This is a genomic window from Haematospirillum sp. H4485, from assembly GCF_012102745.1.
GTDB lineage: Bacteria > Pseudomonadota > Alphaproteobacteria > Rhodospirillales > Rhodospirillaceae > Haematospirillum.
The window spans coordinates 1-14,221 of the sequence record NZ_JAAVSY010000013.1 but is presented as its reverse complement, the minus strand read 5'-3'; the positions used below and the strand labels follow the sequence as shown (position 1 = coordinate 14,221).

15 protein-coding genes are annotated in these 14,221 nt (G+C 53.6%); 10 read left to right on the top strand and 5 right to left on the bottom strand.

Translation table 11 applies throughout. From position 1 onward, the window contains the following. The first annotated feature begins 2 nt into the window (after positions 1 to 2). Positions 3 to 713: a flagellar motor protein MotB gene (locus tag HEQ61_RS09440; RefSeq protein WP_168021102.1), complete on the top strand. Its 711-nt coding sequence runs from the start codon at positions 3 to 5 to the stop codon at positions 711 to 713. Continuing rightward, positions 710 to 4,240 carry a tetratricopeptide repeat protein gene (locus HEQ61_RS09435; RefSeq protein ID WP_168084783.1) on the top strand — a complete coding sequence of 1,177 codons (3,531 nt, stop codon included), beginning with the start codon at positions 710 to 712 and terminating at the stop codon, positions 4,238 to 4,240. The genes HEQ61_RS09440 and HEQ61_RS09435 overlap by 4 nt, the downstream gene beginning before the upstream one ends. 28 nt (positions 4,241 to 4,268) lie before the next feature. Here HEQ61_RS09435 and HEQ61_RS09430 read toward each other — a convergent pair whose 3' ends face one another. From HEQ61_RS09430 to HEQ61_RS09410, 5 genes are all read right to left on the bottom strand, one after another. Beyond that, complete coding sequence (locus HEQ61_RS09430) at positions 4,269 to 4,697, bottom strand: Lrp/AsnC family transcriptional regulator (protein ID WP_168021106.1); 429 nt, start codon at positions 4,695 to 4,697, stop codon at positions 4,269 to 4,271. 88 nt (positions 4,698 to 4,785) lie between these two features. Continuing rightward, positions 4,786 to 5,550, bottom strand: a complete 765-nt coding sequence (gene fliP, locus HEQ61_RS09425) for a flagellar type III secretion system pore protein FliP (RefSeq protein WP_168021108.1) — start codon at positions 5,548 to 5,550, stop codon at positions 4,786 to 4,788. Next, the gene (locus tag HEQ61_RS09420) at positions 5,547 to 5,900 is read right to left on the bottom strand and encodes a flagellar biosynthetic protein FliO (protein WP_168021110.1); all 354 of its coding nucleotides are present in this window, start codon (positions 5,898 to 5,900) and stop codon (positions 5,547 to 5,549) included. The genes fliP and HEQ61_RS09420 overlap by 4 nt, the downstream gene beginning before the upstream one ends. A 44-nt stretch (positions 5,901 to 5,944) precedes the next feature. Further along, positions 5,945 to 6,403, bottom strand: coding sequence for a hypothetical protein (locus tag HEQ61_RS09415; protein ID WP_168021111.1), 459 nt, complete (start codon positions 6,401 to 6,403; stop codon positions 5,945 to 5,947). Beyond that, positions 6,400 to 6,771, bottom strand: coding sequence for an EscU/YscU/HrcU family type III secretion system export apparatus switch protein (locus HEQ61_RS09410; protein ID WP_415877256.1), 372 nt, complete (start codon positions 6,769 to 6,771; stop codon positions 6,400 to 6,402). Before HEQ61_RS09410 ends, HEQ61_RS09415 begins: the two co-directional genes overlap by 4 nt. 252 nt (positions 6,772 to 7,023) lie before the next feature. On the opposite strand from HEQ61_RS09410, the gene flgB reads away from it, so the two are divergent. The 8 genes from flgB to recA all read left to right on the top strand — a co-directional run bounded on the left by flgB (position 7,024) and on the right by recA (position 14,075). Continuing rightward, positions 7,024 to 7,431, top strand: a complete 408-nt coding sequence (gene flgB, locus HEQ61_RS09405) for a flagellar basal body rod protein FlgB (protein WP_168021113.1) — start codon at positions 7,024 to 7,026, stop codon at positions 7,429 to 7,431. 62 nt (positions 7,432 to 7,493) lie between these two features. Next, on the top strand, positions 7,494 to 7,904 hold the full coding sequence (flgC, locus tag HEQ61_RS09400; RefSeq protein WP_066131760.1) for a flagellar basal body rod protein FlgC: 411 nt from the start codon (positions 7,494 to 7,496) through the stop codon (positions 7,902 to 7,904). A gap of 40 nt (positions 7,905 to 7,944) precedes the next feature. Continuing rightward, positions 7,945 to 8,292, top strand: a complete 348-nt coding sequence (locus tag HEQ61_RS09395) for a flagellar hook-basal body complex protein FliE (protein ID WP_168021115.1) — start codon at positions 7,945 to 7,947, stop codon at positions 8,290 to 8,292. Positions 8,293 to 8,323: 31 nt separating this feature from the next. Next, positions 8,324 to 8,590: a flagellar biosynthesis protein FliQ gene (fliQ, locus tag HEQ61_RS09390; RefSeq protein ID WP_168021117.1), complete on the top strand. Its 267-nt coding sequence runs from the start codon at positions 8,324 to 8,326 to the stop codon at positions 8,588 to 8,590. 24 nt (positions 8,591 to 8,614) lie between these two features. Next, the gene (gene fliR, locus HEQ61_RS09385) at positions 8,615 to 9,379 is read left to right on the top strand and encodes a flagellar biosynthetic protein FliR (RefSeq protein WP_168021119.1); all 765 of its coding nucleotides are present in this window, start codon (positions 8,615 to 8,617) and stop codon (positions 9,377 to 9,379) included. A 7-nt stretch (positions 9,380 to 9,386) separates the two neighbouring features. After that, a complete protein-coding gene (flhB, locus tag HEQ61_RS09380; RefSeq protein ID WP_168021121.1) occupies positions 9,387 to 10,526 on the top strand; it encodes a flagellar biosynthesis protein FlhB in 1,140 nt (379 codons plus the stop codon). Continuing rightward, positions 10,523 to 12,901, top strand: a complete 2,379-nt coding sequence (locus HEQ61_RS09375) for an ATP-binding protein (RefSeq protein ID WP_322099240.1) — start codon at positions 10,523 to 10,525, stop codon at positions 12,899 to 12,901. Before flhB ends, HEQ61_RS09375 begins: the two co-directional genes overlap by 4 nt. Before the next feature lie 88 nt (positions 12,902 to 12,989). Further along, a complete protein-coding gene (recA, locus tag HEQ61_RS09370) occupies positions 12,990 to 14,075 on the top strand; it encodes a recombinase RecA (RefSeq protein WP_168021123.1) in 1,086 nt (361 codons plus the stop codon). Positions 14,076 to 14,221 lie beyond the last annotated feature (146 nt).

The following is a 14,221-nucleotide window of genomic DNA, read 5'->3' as shown; positions in this document are numbered from 1 at the left end:
CCTTGGCCGGGTACAAAGATGGGGAACCGTATTCCACAGACTCTGCGTTATCAAAGGATATTGGCACATCATCCGGCGTCTGGATTTATACGTTCACAGATCTTATCCTGCTTTTGCTGTCCTTTTTTGTGATGCTGTACGCCATGGGGAACCCTGATCTCCGTTATCTGCGTTCTTTGGTTGATGGCATATCAACCCGACCAGCACCCTTGGTGATTCGAGAGGTATCTGAAACAAGCCCTGACCTTTCCATGGTGCAGGTTGCTGTTTCTCCTGGACAAAATATTTCCTATCTCCGTGCCCTTATCGGACAAACGCTTCAGAATGAACCCCGTCTTAACGGCATGGTAATGACCATGTCTGATGATCAGCTTGTATTATCATTGCCGGGGAAGGTTCTGTTTCTGGCTGGGGAGGCGGTTCCGGCACCGGGTGGATCGGATATTTTGGCAGAAGTTGCGAACCTTGTATCTCGTCTGGATAACCGTTTGGTTATTGCCGGGCGAGCAGATGGAGGACAAACGGGGTCTGCTGTGGCGTGGACCTTGTCTTTGGCCCGTGCGCGTGTTGTTGCACAGGCCATGCGGTCTGCCGGATACCCCGGCGATCTTGGTCTTGTTGGTTATGGGGGGGCTCGTCCGGTTGCGGTGGTTCCAGCAGATGCTGTGCAACCGGTTGATATCCTCATTCTACCGGAGCGGAACAGGCGATGATGTCCGCGTGGAGATGGTGTGCTGCAGTTCTGGCCCCGCTCTTCTTGGTGGCGGTGTTGCTGGCGTTTGGCTCATCATCTGCGGTCCAGGCTTTTGAAACCAGGGCAGGGTTGCACGATACCTATGGTCGTCTGGTTTTTGATTGGGGCGTTCCCGTTAAATACAATCTTTCGGTTTCCGGTACAACCGCGACCATGACCTTTGACAAACCGGTGGAAAAAGATCCGTCTTCCGTGATCAAACCTATCCGGTCCTATGTTGACTCAGTTTCACTGTCCCCGGACACGTTGGTTGTCACCATGGTTATGAAAGAGCCATGGTCAGTGCGCGTCCTAACTGTCGGTACGGCTATTGCTGTTGATTTTTCCAAGGATGTGAAGTCAGGTTCACAACAAGCCGGTAGTAGTGCGAAACCACCGCCTGTGCAGCCCGCTACTGCTCAAGTGTCGCCTTCCCCCGCAGGAGCAGGGGGGGGCTCCCCTCCTGTTATTCCTGCAGCATCACCACCCGCAGAGGCAGACCGTGGGCCATCGCCGGTGCAGCCTGCGCCCCCTGAATCTGTATCTGGTATCAAGTCCAGCGGTGTGGAGGTGTCGGTCTCCAGCGAACCGGGGGGAATTACCCGTATTGCCTTGGATTGGCCACAGCGGCAGCGTTATACCGTGCAGCGTGGTGACGGTAAGACAACAGTAACATTTTCGCGTACGGCAACGATTGATATTGCGTCGTTGCGATCTGCCTTACCAGAGTCCCTGAAAAGTATCGCCGTAGAAGAAGGACGTGGACGTCTGGCGATAACCGTTCCGGTTCCTCCGCGTGCAACGTTGATGACGGCAGCGGATGGCAAGCGTGTTCTGATTGATGTCAAGCAAACAGGGGGAGAGACATCTCCTGTTCCATCCCCGCCTGATTCGGCGGCAGCGGCAACAGCACCGGACGTCCCTGCTGCAAATGCACCTCCAACAGAAGCGGCGGCTAGTCCACCTGCTGGCAAGGCTGCAACCGATACCGAGGCAGCCTCTCCCTCTGCGACCACAACACCTCCTCCACCGCCCAGCGCTGCTGTCCAGGCTTTGGAGCAGGCCATGAGAGATAGGCTGGGACTGGCCAAGCCTGCTCCTCCTCCTCCTCCGCCCTCCTCATCAGACTCTGATTTCGTCCAGGTAGAGGAGGGGCGCAGTGGGGATGCCCCTGTTGCCGCCAGTCTCTCATTCCCCTGGAATGAGCCGGCAGCGGCTGCCGTTTTTCGGCGTGGCGGCTGGACATGGGTCGTCTTTGATCGCCCCAAGGAGATGGATCTGGGTTTGTTGCGCCGTCTGGGTAGTGGTGTTGTGCGCGAGATTGAGCAAATTCCTAGTCGCTCCGCTACGGTAATCCGCATGTTGGTTGAGCCGGGCTATAATCCATCGGTACGCCGTGAAGGCTTGTTGTGGGTTGTTGATCTGTTGCGTCAGCCGTGGCGACCGGCCAATCCAACCTCGGTCGAGGCTCAGCCTAAAAGCCCGGTTGGTCCCCGGTTGTTCGTGCCTGTGGCCGAAGGTGGTCGTGCCATGGTGCTGGAAGATCCGGAAGTGGGCGATCGTTTTATTGTTGTTCCTCTGGTTCCTCTGGGGATCGGGATTTTCCCAGCTTATAGTTTCCCGGACGTCGATATTCCTGTCACCGTGCAGGGCATTCTGGTTGAGCCGAAGTCAGATCGTATTGTTGTGAACTCCACCCGGAACGGGGTTGATGTAACAGCCCGTGGTGGTCTGACCTTCTCGCCTGATCTTGCCCAGGCTGAACTGTTAAGCAGCATTGGCACCAAGACAGACTTCAAAAAGGTACTGGATATTGATGCTTGGATGCATGGACCGGAAGAGGACTTCTCGAAAAATAGAAAGCAGCTGCAAATTGCCGTTGCCAGCACGCCACCGGCACGGCGCAATAATGCCCGGCTTGACTTGGCCAGGTTCTTCTTTGCGCACGGACGTGCGGCCGAAGCGCTGGGTATCCTCAAGGTGCTGGCTGATGATGACAAGGAAATCGTCAACACGGGCGCATTTCGCGCTTTGCGTGGGGTGTCCTCGTTCTTGATGGGACGCTACCCTGAAGCCATAGAAGATCTGGAGCACGCCAGTCTGAAGGGTGTGGAAGAGGCGGCATTCTGGCGTGCCGCCGCGCAGGTGGAAATGGGAGATCCAGGTTTGCAGGCGCAGGCATTGCGGGCTTATGGGGGGGTTATCGGCAATTATCCCCAGCGCGTGAAAATTCCGCTGGCACTTACGGCTGCCAAAGCTACGGTCAGTGTTAGTGATGAAATTGGAACCAATACGTTCCTGACAGCAGCCCGGTCTGACCACAATACCCAGCGTGAACTTGCTGCCATCAACTACATCGAGGGCAAGCTTTCGCAGTCGAAGGGGAATTTCGAGATTGCGCTGGAGCGCTTTGCTGACGCCGTCGAAACAGGCGATCGGTACTATAGCGCCGTTGCTTCGTACGACAGGTTGATGTTACAGAAGAAGATAGAGGAAATTGACACCGAAACCCTTGTCAATGGCTTGGAGCGTCTTCGTTATGCATGGCGCGGCGGCGCTTTTGAATTTAACTTACTGATGACTCTGGGGGATCTGGAGCGTGATCGTGGGCGCTATGGCGAAGCGTTGCGTATCTGGCAGCAGGCCGCCACGTACTTTCAGGATTATCGCGAGGCAGAGAAGGCAACAGCCAGTATGCGCGATGCTTTTGAGTCCCTGTTTCTCAAGGGGGCAGCGGACAGCATGAGTCCGGTCGGTGCCATTGCCCTGTATGATGAATTCCGTGAATTGACGCCCACTGGCGAGAAAGGCGATGAAATGATCCGTCGTCTGGCTGACCGATTGGTGGGGGTTGATTTGTTGTCCCAGGCGGCTTCCCTTCTGGACCGTCAGGTGACCTATCGCTTGGGCGGGGTCGAAAAAAGCCGGGTTGGTGCCCGGCTTGCTTTGGTTAATTTGCTGGACAAGCAGCCACAGAAAGCCGTTGAGGCTTTATTGAAAACAGCAGATCCGGCTACGCCAGAACCACTGGAAGCCCAAAGACAACGGCTGTTGGCTCGGGCACTGTCGGACATGGGGCGGGGAACCGAGGCCATTGACCTTCTGGGGCTTGATACATCAACCGAGGCAGACTTGCTGCGAACGGAGATTTACTGGAAAGAGCAGAATTGGCCCGCTGTTGCCCAGACCCTTGAGAAGCTGACGCCGGAGCCAGAGAGCGGCCTTGTCCTGACCGACACCCAAGCCAGGTTGCTGCTGGACTGGGCCACGGCCCTGACCTTGGCTCAGGATGAGCGCGGCATCATGGACCTGCGTAAATTGTATATGCCGGCCATGAAGAAAACATCCTATCACACAGCCTTTGACCTGATCACGACCACCCCCGAAGGCGGGTTGATCGACTACAGGACAGTGTCGGGGCGCATTCGGCAAGCCGAGAACTTCCGCTCTTTCATGGCTGGATACGAAGAGAAGCTGAAGAGTATGGGGCTTAGTACAATTAACTGATATGAGGCTGTGGCACGCCTTCTGTCTGTTAACGGGAGAAGCGCGTCGACATCAGGATAAGGGTCTGTGTGCGTTCTACACCCGTGATGCTGCCGATGCGGTCTGTGATTGTATCAAGGGCATCCATTGTTTCGGCAGCAACTTCGGCAATCATGTCAAATGCACCACTGATGGCGTGGAGAGCCCTGACTTCCATCATCGGCTTTATTCCGCCGGACACTCGCGCCGCATGTTTGGGTGATACGCTGATCAGGACATGTGCCCGTATCATGCGCCGGGAAAAGTCATCAGCCAGACGAATTGTATAGCTTTCAATAATACCTTGTTCCTCAAGGCGTTTGATCCGGTGCTGGATGGTACTGCGTGACACATCCAGCCGCCTGGCCAAGGCTGCGGTCGGTTCACGGGCATCAGCACGTAGTGCGTCCAGAATCTGGCGATCCAGATTATCCAGCATAGGTCTTCTCATTCAGTTTGGAAAACACGGGGTGCGCATTCTGGCACATTGTTGTGTTCCAGGCGACAGGTCGTGTGTGAGAATTGTTCTATTGCAGGATTCCGTAGCTCTGGACAAGAGAGCCAACCAGCAGGTGCCAGCCATCAACCAGCACAAAGAAAACAAGCTTGAAAGGCAGGGCCAGCATCATGGGCGGCAGCATCATCATGCCCATGCTCATCAACACGCTGGCAATGACCATGTCAATGATGATGAACGGAAGGTAGATCAGGAATCCGATCTCGAAAGCCCGCAGAAGTTCCGAGATCATGAAAGCTGGTATCAGGGCCCGTAGCGGTGTCTGTTCCGGCCCTTCTACCGGCTCAAGATTGGCCATATCCATGAAAAGTTGTAAATCCTTGGGGCGTGTGTGTTCGACCATAAACAGGCGAAAGGGCATAATAGAACGGTCAAATGCCTCGAATTCGTCAATCTGGTCGTTCATCATTGGCTCCATCCCTTGTTTCCATGCGGTCTCAAGGGTTGGCTGCATAATAAAAATGGTCATGAACAAAGCCAAGCTGGCCATAACCTGATTGGGAGGCGTTGTTCCTGTTCCCATGGCATTCCGCAGGACAGAGAAAACAACAATCAGTCGTGTGAAACAGGTTACCATCAGCAAAAAAGACGGTGCCAGTGTCAGCACTGTCATCAGCAAAATCAACCGAACAATGGTCGCTGTTGTTGATCCGCTCCCGGATGGCCCGAAATCAAGGTTGATTTGCTGGGCAACGGCCTCGTGTGGCATCAGAAGTATGAGGAACAGGAACAAAAGCATTGCCTTGCCCGGTATGCTGAAAGGCCTGTTTCTCATCGTACTCTCTCCGGCTCAGGCTCTGGCAACAAGGGGTCTGCACAAATGGTATCTTGCGCGGCTTCCTGTTCTGTCGTTGTGAAGCTTGGTGCTGCTTGGCCCGCATCAATCAACAATTCACTGGTGTTTCCGAGAAGGATGAGGTGTTCACGATCATTATGCCGGACCAGCACAAGCTGCCGGCGAGCATCCAGGTTCAGGCGTTCCGTAATTTCCAGGCTTGGGGCAGACCGTTTTCCAGCCCACGAGCGTATTGGGCTGATGCGTCGCACAACAGCACCCGCCATGAAAATCATGCCGATAACCAGAAAAAGGGCAAGGAGAGGCCGAAGATAAAAGTCTGTGTCCATGGGATGCGGTCATCGGGCCTGGAAGAGATCAGAAACAAGAAACATTATACAGAGCGAGCAGGGTGGGTTGCCGGATCACTCTGCCGGTGTGTGACGGTATCACTGTGGTGGTGTTCTTTCCCCATTGGAGGTATATGCAGTTTCTGCGCATGACGGTATGCGGCACCAACGGTTACGGCTTGTGTCGGTTTGTTGCCGGGCTGAACACCGGGGCGGAGCGCAAGATCTCCGAATCGGTTGCGCATCTCAGTTTCAAGAGCATCGAGATCATAAAAAAGAGCTTCCATCATCGGTCGGAGACCACGGGCATCATCTTTTGTCATCAAGTGTATAGACTTACACGCTGTTCGTATCATGTGCTCCAGATCCCCGAGGCGAGGAAGGATACCATCTGAAACGGAAGAGCGTGCCTGGAAGAGGATGTCTCCGATGCGGCGCAGCTCCTGACGCAACACGGCACTGTCAGGGATACCCGGAACCGGGGGGCGGGGTGGAGCCGTCATGGCATTGCTCCTCCGAGGTGTGGTGCCGTAGGGAGAAGAGGATAGGTCCCGTTTGCTCGATAGACATACACCAGCAATTCCGCCACGGCAGCAAAAGCTTCGGTCGGAATTTCTGAATCTAGGTCAACCACAGACAAAATTTGGGCCAAGTCGGCGTCTTGTCGGACTTTTACGCCGCTTGCGAAGGCAATATTCAGAATCTGGTCCGCAACGAATCCGCGCCCTGATGCAACAACCTTGGGAACTGCATCAACAGACGGATCATGATCCACAGCGACGGCGACGGACTGTGTGTTTGCGGACGCGTTGCCGTCTTGGTTTGACCCGGATCCGGACTCCGGTGGTGGTTTGGGGGTGCCGGTGTTCACCGGGTATTTCCTTCCACTCTGAGCAAGCCCATCGGCCTTGTGGCCATTCAGTGACAGACCCATCATGTGGGGGCGGCGCTTAAAAAATCGTTTAGCTTGTCGCTAGGTTGCTATGTCCCGGTATTCCGGGGGTGTTATGAACCAGTCTTTACTCTTTCTTAAAGGGGTGGGCTGGATCATGTCTGCACACCTGAGGCTACTTGTGAGCGGGTAGCCTAGACTGTATGCCCCGTACGGCAGGGACAGGGAATTATGGATACATCCAAGTTATCGTTGTTTCGTATGGCCCGTGCAAAGATGGACTGGCTTGCCCAGCGTCAGCGCGTTCTGGCCCAGAACATTTCAAACGCGGATACCCCGAAATTCAAGGCTAAAGACCTAAGGGAGGTTGATTTCGGGAAGATGGTCCTTGATGCAACAGAGCCATCTGTCAAGCCGACCATGACCAACCCATCCCACATGGGAGCTGCCCTGCCTGATCTTGGCCCATATCGCGAGGTTGCTGTACGTAGAACATGGGAGCGCTCCATTGACGGCAATCCCGTTGTTCTTGAGGAACAGATGGAAAAGATGGCCAAGGGGCGGTCCCAGTATGATCTGGCCTTGCAGTTGATCAAGAAGAATCTGACAATGATCAAGTCTGCGCTTGGGCAGCGTTGACGTGAGGGATGTGGCACCTGCGCTGTCTGTCAGGCGCGATTGTGGTGTAGGGGGTATGGGATATGGATGACCTTTCGAAAGCGACGTCGATCGCCTCGTTTGGGGCGAAAGCCCAGGCGAAGCGTCTTCGTGTGATTTCGGAAAATCTGGCCAATGCCGATTCTTTGGCCAAAACCCCGGGTGGCGAACCGTACCGGCGCAAGATCCTTCAATTTCGCAACCAGCTTGATCCATCCCTTGAGGTGGATACAGTGCGTGCTGATCGTACCGATCGTGACATGACCGATTTTGGGCGGAAGTACGATCCCGGGCATCCGGGGGCGGATGAGCAGGGGTATGTCATGACCCCGAATGTCAATCCGTTGATCGAAGTGATGGACCTGCGGGAAGCGCAGAGGTCTTATGAGGCCAACCTGAATACAATCAGCATATCGCGTGATCTTCTGGGCAAGACCTTGGATCTTCTCCGGTGATGTTGTTGTTTGCAGTAGTGGCGTTTGATGGATGACGGCCATGACCAATTCTATTTCCAGCGCCATACAGGCATACCGGACAGCCGCCCGTCAGGTTCTGGGATCGGCCACGGAAACAGCCGAGACTGTTCGTACAGCAACCTCTTCTGTGGGGGCTCCATCACCCGAAAATGGTCTTTTTGGCGATATGGTCCGGTCTTCTCTGAAGGAGGCTGTACAGGTTCAAAGGACGGCAGAGGCTGTCAGCCTGAGGGGTATTGCCGGGGAGGCTGATATGCGTGATGTGGTTCTGGCTGTCAGTAATGCCGAGACAACGTTGAATACCGTGGTGGCAATCCGGGATCGTGTTGTGTCTGCCTATCAGGAAATCTTGAAGATGCCGATCTGAGTGGCGTCATTTTCTTTCTGGATCCGTTCCGATGAATGAGACGCAAATTCTTGATATTGCCCGTGACAGCGTATGGGTCATGATTGTTATTGCTGCACCAGTTCTCTTGGTTGGTTTGGCTGTCGGTCTTCTGGTTTCCCTGTTTCAGGCTTTGACATCCTTGCAGGAAGCAACGCTTGTTTTTGTCCCCAAAATGCTGATTGTGTTTGGTGCGGTCATCTTTCTTCTTCCTTTCATGCTGCGTCATATCACGCAGTTTACCCAGCAAATTATGGATCTGATTATTTCGCTGCCCTGATCAGGCTTGGCTGGAGACTCCGTTGTGACGCTCTCGGAATTCCTTGGTCTGAATACGTTCCATCTGCTGCTGACATTCTGCCGTGTCGGAAGCATGATGGTAACTATGCCGGGTTTTTCGGTTGGTTATTTCAATGTCCAGGCTCGTCTCTTTCTGGCCATTGGCGTGACATTGATCATGACCCCTGTTCTGGGACCTGTTCTTCCTGCGTTACCCGCCACTGTTGGTCCTCTGGCTTTTCTCATCATCATCGAGGTTTTTTACGGTATTTTCCTGGGACTGATCGGGCAGGCGGTGACAGCTTCCATCCATCTGGCCGGAACCTCCATCAGTCAGAACTCCGGGCTGATGAATGCCATGGTGTTTGATCCTGTTACGGAATCGCAGGGCGCACTTGTTATTGGTATGCTGACGACAATTGCGCTGGTCAGCATTTTTGTGATGGATCTACACCATCTGATGTTGCAGGCTCTCTATCATTCCTATGCCTTGTTTCCGGTGGGACAGAACCCGGTTGCCGAAGATCATTTGACAACGTGGCTGGATATTCTGGCAAAAAGCTTTCTGCTTGGCCTGTCAATGGCCATGCCTTTCATTGTTTTCGGGATTGTTTTCCAGTCTTCGATGGGATTGATGTCCCGCCTGTCGCCACAGCTGAACGTTTTTTTCGTTGCCCTGCCTGTTCAGATCCTGTTCGGACTTGGGGTATTGTGGGTTACAGTGCCAGCCTTGATGATGTGGTTCCTGCGTCATCTGGAGGATGTTCTCATGACGTTTACCGCAGGCTGAGTCCGGAATGGCGGAAGACGAAGACAAGGAATCCAAGACCGAGGAGCCTTCCGAGCGAAAGCTCCAGCGTGCCCGACAGGAAGGGCAGGTTGCCATATCCCAGGAAATCAAGAGTCTGCTGATGCTGGTGACGGCACTGGCCTTGGTGGCCATGTTGGCTCCTTGGTTATCCGGGCAATTGAAAAAGCATCTTGGCAGTCTTCTGGCCAGTGTGCATGCGGTCTCACTGGATCCGGAAGGTTTCAGAATGTGGTTTCTGCACGCGATCCTGAAAGGTATTATTTTTTTATCGCCTGTTTTTGCCATTACATTCTTGGCAGCGGTTCTGTCTGGAACTCTTCAATATGGCCTTGTTTTTACGCCGAAGAAAATCGCGCCAAAATTATCAAACATCAGTATAATCAGTGGGTTCCGTCGTATCTTTTCCCGTAATCAGCTTTTTGAGCTGGCGAAGGGTGTACTGAAGATCATCCTGGTTACGGCTGTATTGCTTGCCTTGGTGGTACCGCATCTGGCTACCCCAGAGGTTTATATGGCTCTGGATCCTAATGTGGTTATGGAGAATCTGCATACGCTGCTGGTTCTTGTTCTGGCTGGTGTCGTGGTGACGTTCTCGCTTGTTGCCGCAGCAGACTGGTGGTGGCAGCGCTACCGGCATCGCGAGCAGTTGAAAATGACCAAGCAGGAGGTCAAGGACGAGCACAAGGATACGGAGGGTGACCCCCAGATCAAGGGCAAGATCAGGCAGATGCGGCTGCAGCGTTCGCGGCAGCGCATGATGGCAGCGGTTCCTCAAGCCAGTGTTGTTATCACAAACCCGACCCACTATGCGGTGGCCTTACGTTACGAGATGGATGAAATGCCTGCCCCGAAACTGGTCGCCAAGGGTGTGGACAGCCTTGCCCTGCGTATTCGTGCCATTGCTGAGGAACATGATATCCCGATCATGGAAAACCCCCCGTTGGCGCGCGTGCTGTATTCGGCTGTGGAGCTGGACCAGGAGATCCCGCCAGAGCATTACAAGGCTGTGGCTGAAGTCATTGGGTATGTCATGAAGCTGAAGCGGGCAGGGCTTACAGGTCGTGGCAGGCGTTCCGGGCAGGGTGCAGATCGTGTCGCTGCAGAAGAAAGAGGACAGACCTTGTGACCATCTTGCACAATCTGCATTTTGTGTGGGTTTATGTACTGGCTGCAGACATACTGTTTTTGGCCACGTGCAGTCTCGTCTTTTACATCCGGCGTTTGCGGCGTGATGTAGGATGCCTGAGGTGTTTGCTGGAGGCTGATGACGTTGCCCGGCTTATGGTGGACTCCAACGGTCATGTGCTGGCTGCCAATAGCCGTGCAAAAACTTTCTGGAGAGGGAGTGAGCCAGATGCTGAGTTGGCCCGGCGCATTGATCGCGCAGATGAGGAAACGTTTGGTGCTTTGGAGCGTTTGATCTCTGCGGTGGCGCGTCGGATTCCGGAAAATGTGGACGTTATGCTACAGGGTGAACGCGGGCTTGCGGAATGGTGGCGTATCGGGGTCTGTCCAGCGCCCATGACATCGCCTTGTGATGGAGGAGTGATCTGGACGGCACAGGATGTTACAGCGCACCGTGCCATAGAAGATATACTGCGTCGTGATCGTGATGTTCAGGCCGAGTTTCTATATCTTATGCCAGCAGGACTGTACTCCGTTGATGCCAACGAGCAGCTGCGCTTTGTGAACCAGCGTCTTGCCGACTGGCTTGGTTACAGTGTGAATGAACTTTTGGGCATGCCCTTGTCCCGTATTTTGGCTGATGGCAGCCGACCGGATGCCGAGGAAGCGTGGAGCGGTGTGCTCCGTTTTTGTGACCGCACCGGGAATATTTTTTCCGCAATGGTGGAGCAGGTAGCTTTTGACGATGCCGGAGAAACACGTACGCGTAGTGTCGTCATGCGTCAGGCTCATGCAACAGACTTGTCCTGCTCTCCCGTAGGCCATTGGTTTCGTATTATATTCGCCTCTCTTCCCGTAGGGTTGTGTCTTGTCGATGTTGAAGGCGTTGTAACTGATGCCAATGAAGCCTTCCTGCGTCTGTGCGGGTATGATGCTTCGACTTTGCAAGAAACAGCTGTTCGCAATGTGTTGGCAGAGGATGACCGTGCTGCATGGGATGCCCTGTTTGAACACGCCATGCTGGATGGCGGTGCTGATGCCAACATGGCTCGTGAAGTACACTTCTGCAAATGCCCCGACAAGGCAGCCTCTATCGGCATTGTCCCCTTGGGAGGGGCTTTGTTTATGGCCTTTTTCTTCGACAATACCGCCCACCGTAATCTGGAAATACAGTTTGCCCAGGCACAAAAAATGCAGGCCATGGGGCAGCTTGCCGGTGGTGTTGCTCATGACTTTAATAATTTGCTGACCGCGATGATTGGTTTCTGTGATTTGCTGTTGCAGAGGCATGGGGCTGGTGATCCATCTTTTGCCGATCTGATGCAGATCAAGCAAAATGCCAATCGTGCTGCTAACTTGGTGCGTCAACTGCTGGCATTCTCACGGAAACAGCCTTTAAGACCTCGCCAGGTTCTGGTTACCGATGCCCTGACCGAGATCAGTCATCTCCTCCGACGGTTGTTGGGGGAAAGCATACATCTTGAGCTCCGCCTTGGGCGAGATGTTGGGACGATCAGGGTTGATCCAGGGCAACTGGACCAAGTGATCATCAACCTCGCCGTCAATGCCAGGGATGCAATGCCGGGCGGGGGCCGCCTGAGTATAGAAACGCGACGTGAGATGGTTGATAGCGCCATGGTTGTTGGTGCAGAAAGTCTTTCTGCCGGAGAATACGCGGTTATTACTGTTTCTGATACAGGGACCGGTATTTCAAGAGAGAACCTCGCCCGTATTTTTGAACCGTTCTTCTCGACAAAGACAGGAAGCGTTGGAGCAGGAACGGGTCTTGGTTTATCGACAGTCTATGGAATTGTTCGTCAGACAGGCGGCGTAATCCTTGTGGATTCCAGTGTCGGGCAGGGAACCAGATTTATCATTTATCTGCCTTGTGCAGACAATGCCGTTATAGAAGAAGCTGAACTCTCAGATATTGGAAGGGGCGGAACCGCGACGCTACAACGACAGGCTGTAGCAAAGGATCTATCCGGAAGCGCGACAATTCTTTTGGTGGAAGATGAGGATGCTGTTCGGGTTTTTGCATCACGTGCGCTTCGTAACAAGGGCTATCGTGTTGTTGAAGCCTGTAGCGGGGAGCAGGCGCTGGAGAAACTGGCCGATGACTTGGATATTGATCTCCTGGTTACTGACATGGTCATGCCTGGGATGGATGGTGCGACATTGGCGCGCAGGGTAAAGTTAGAAAAGCCCGAGATTCAGGTGATTCTTATCTCCGGCTATTCTGAAGAAGCAGCCGGTGGCGGCATCGCGGACTCAACAGAGTTTTCATTTCTTCCAAAACCATTCTCCCTGACGCAGTTGGCGGAGCGTGTTCATGCTGTCCTTCTTCGTCGAAGAGAGAGTGTAAATTCTGTCTGATGTTTTGTTCCTCTTGCGCAGAAGAACAAAACATGTACATTCTTCGCATTGCAGGTATCGCCCAGCTGTGAAATAAACGGGGATTGAGATGTCTCAAACCGCATTCCATCTTGTTGACAGGGACACCATGGATAAACAAAAAGCCTTGGACGCCGCGCTTGCTCAGATCGAACGTGCTTTTGGCAAGGGATCTGTCATGCGGCTTGGCCAGAATAACTCTGTAGCAGATATAGAGGCTGTATCGACTGGTTCCCTGGGTCTTGACCTTGCCCTTGGCATAGGCGGCTTGCCCCGTGGCCGGATCATAGAAATTTATGGCCCGGAAAGTTCTGGAAAAACAACGCTGGCTCTGCATGTTATTGCCGAAGCACAGCGTGTCGGTGGGGCGTGCGCTTTCATTGATGCGGAGCATGCCCTGGATCCTGTCTATGCTCGCAAACTGGGAGTAAATCCAGACGAACTGTTTATTTCTCAGCCCGATGCCGGAGAGCAAGCGCTAGAAATTGCAGATACCTTGGTTCGTTCCGGTGCAATCGACGTCCTTGTCGTTGACTCTGTCGCCGCTCTTGTCCCAAGGGCTGAACTTGAAGGGGAAATGGGTGACAGCCATGTTGGGCTGCATGCCCGCCTGATGAGTCAAGCTCTGCGCAAGCTGACGTCTTCTGTTGCCCGGTCCAATACTCTCGTTATCTTTATCAACCAAATTCGGATGAAGATCGGGGTGATGTTCGGAAGCCCCGAAACAACAACTGGCGGGAACGCGTTGAAGTTCTACGCATCGGTGCGTCTTGATATTCGTCGCGTAGGCCAGATTAAGGATCGTGACGAAGTTGTTGGCAACCAGACTAGAGTCAAGGTTGTGAAAAACAAAGTTGCCCCACCTTTTAAGGTTATTGATTTTGACATCATGTACGGCGAAGGCATCTCCAAAACGGGAGAGCTTCTGGATCTGGGTGTGAAGGCTGGGCTTGTTGAAAAGTCTGGTGCCTGGTTTTCGTACCGTTCAACCCGCATCGGGCAGGGGCGTGAGAATGCCAAGCAGTTTTTGCGCGACAATGCAGGTATGGCTGCTGAGATTGAGCAGGCTATCAGGGCCAATGCCGGTCTGGTGAAGGATGCTATTGCCGTCTCTCCCGAAATGGATGTTAGCGAAGATGCTGTGATAGCAGGCTGATCGTCGGTCCAGGTGTTTTGTGTAGCCCTTGAATTTTTTTTGTTTTGTTTAAGGAATTGTGTTGACGATTTTTGGATTGGGGCTTAGAAGGTGCGTCCCGACGCTGAGGGACTGGTTTTTCTGGTTTTGTTGGTGTCTGGTGCTGT

Bases quoted from the DNA above. Each gene is read 5' to 3' on its own strand.
- HEQ61_RS09435 (WP_168084783.1), top strand. From the start codon at position 710: ATGATGTCCGCGTGGAGATGGTGTGCTGCAGTTCTGGCCCCGCTCTTC.
- HEQ61_RS09430 (WP_168021106.1), bottom strand. From the start codon at position 4,697: ATGCTGGATAATCTGGATCGCCAGATTCTGGACGCACTACGTGCTGAT.
- fliP (WP_168021108.1), bottom strand. From the start codon at position 5,550: ATGAGAAACAGGCCTTTCAGCATACCGGGCAAGGCAATGCTTTTGTTC.
- HEQ61_RS09420 (WP_168021110.1), bottom strand. From the start codon at position 5,900: ATGGACACAGACTTTTATCTTCGGCCTCTCCTTGCCCTTTTTCTGGTT.
- HEQ61_RS09415 (WP_168021111.1), bottom strand. From the start codon at position 6,403: ATGACGGCTCCACCCCGCCCCCCGGTTCCGGGTATCCCTGACAGTGCC.
- flgB (WP_168021113.1), top strand. From the start codon at position 7,024: ATGGATACATCCAAGTTATCGTTGTTTCGTATGGCCCGTGCAAAGATG.
- flgC (WP_066131760.1), top strand. From the start codon at position 7,494: ATGGATGACCTTTCGAAAGCGACGTCGATCGCCTCGTTTGGGGCGAAA.
- HEQ61_RS09395 (WP_168021115.1), top strand. From the start codon at position 7,945: ATGACCAATTCTATTTCCAGCGCCATACAGGCATACCGGACAGCCGCC.
- fliQ (WP_168021117.1), top strand. From the start codon at position 8,324: ATGAATGAGACGCAAATTCTTGATATTGCCCGTGACAGCGTATGGGTC.
- flhB (WP_168021121.1), top strand. From the start codon at position 9,387: ATGGCGGAAGACGAAGACAAGGAATCCAAGACCGAGGAGCCTTCCGAG.
- recA (WP_168021123.1), top strand. From the start codon at position 12,990: ATGTCTCAAACCGCATTCCATCTTGTTGACAGGGACACCATGGATAAA.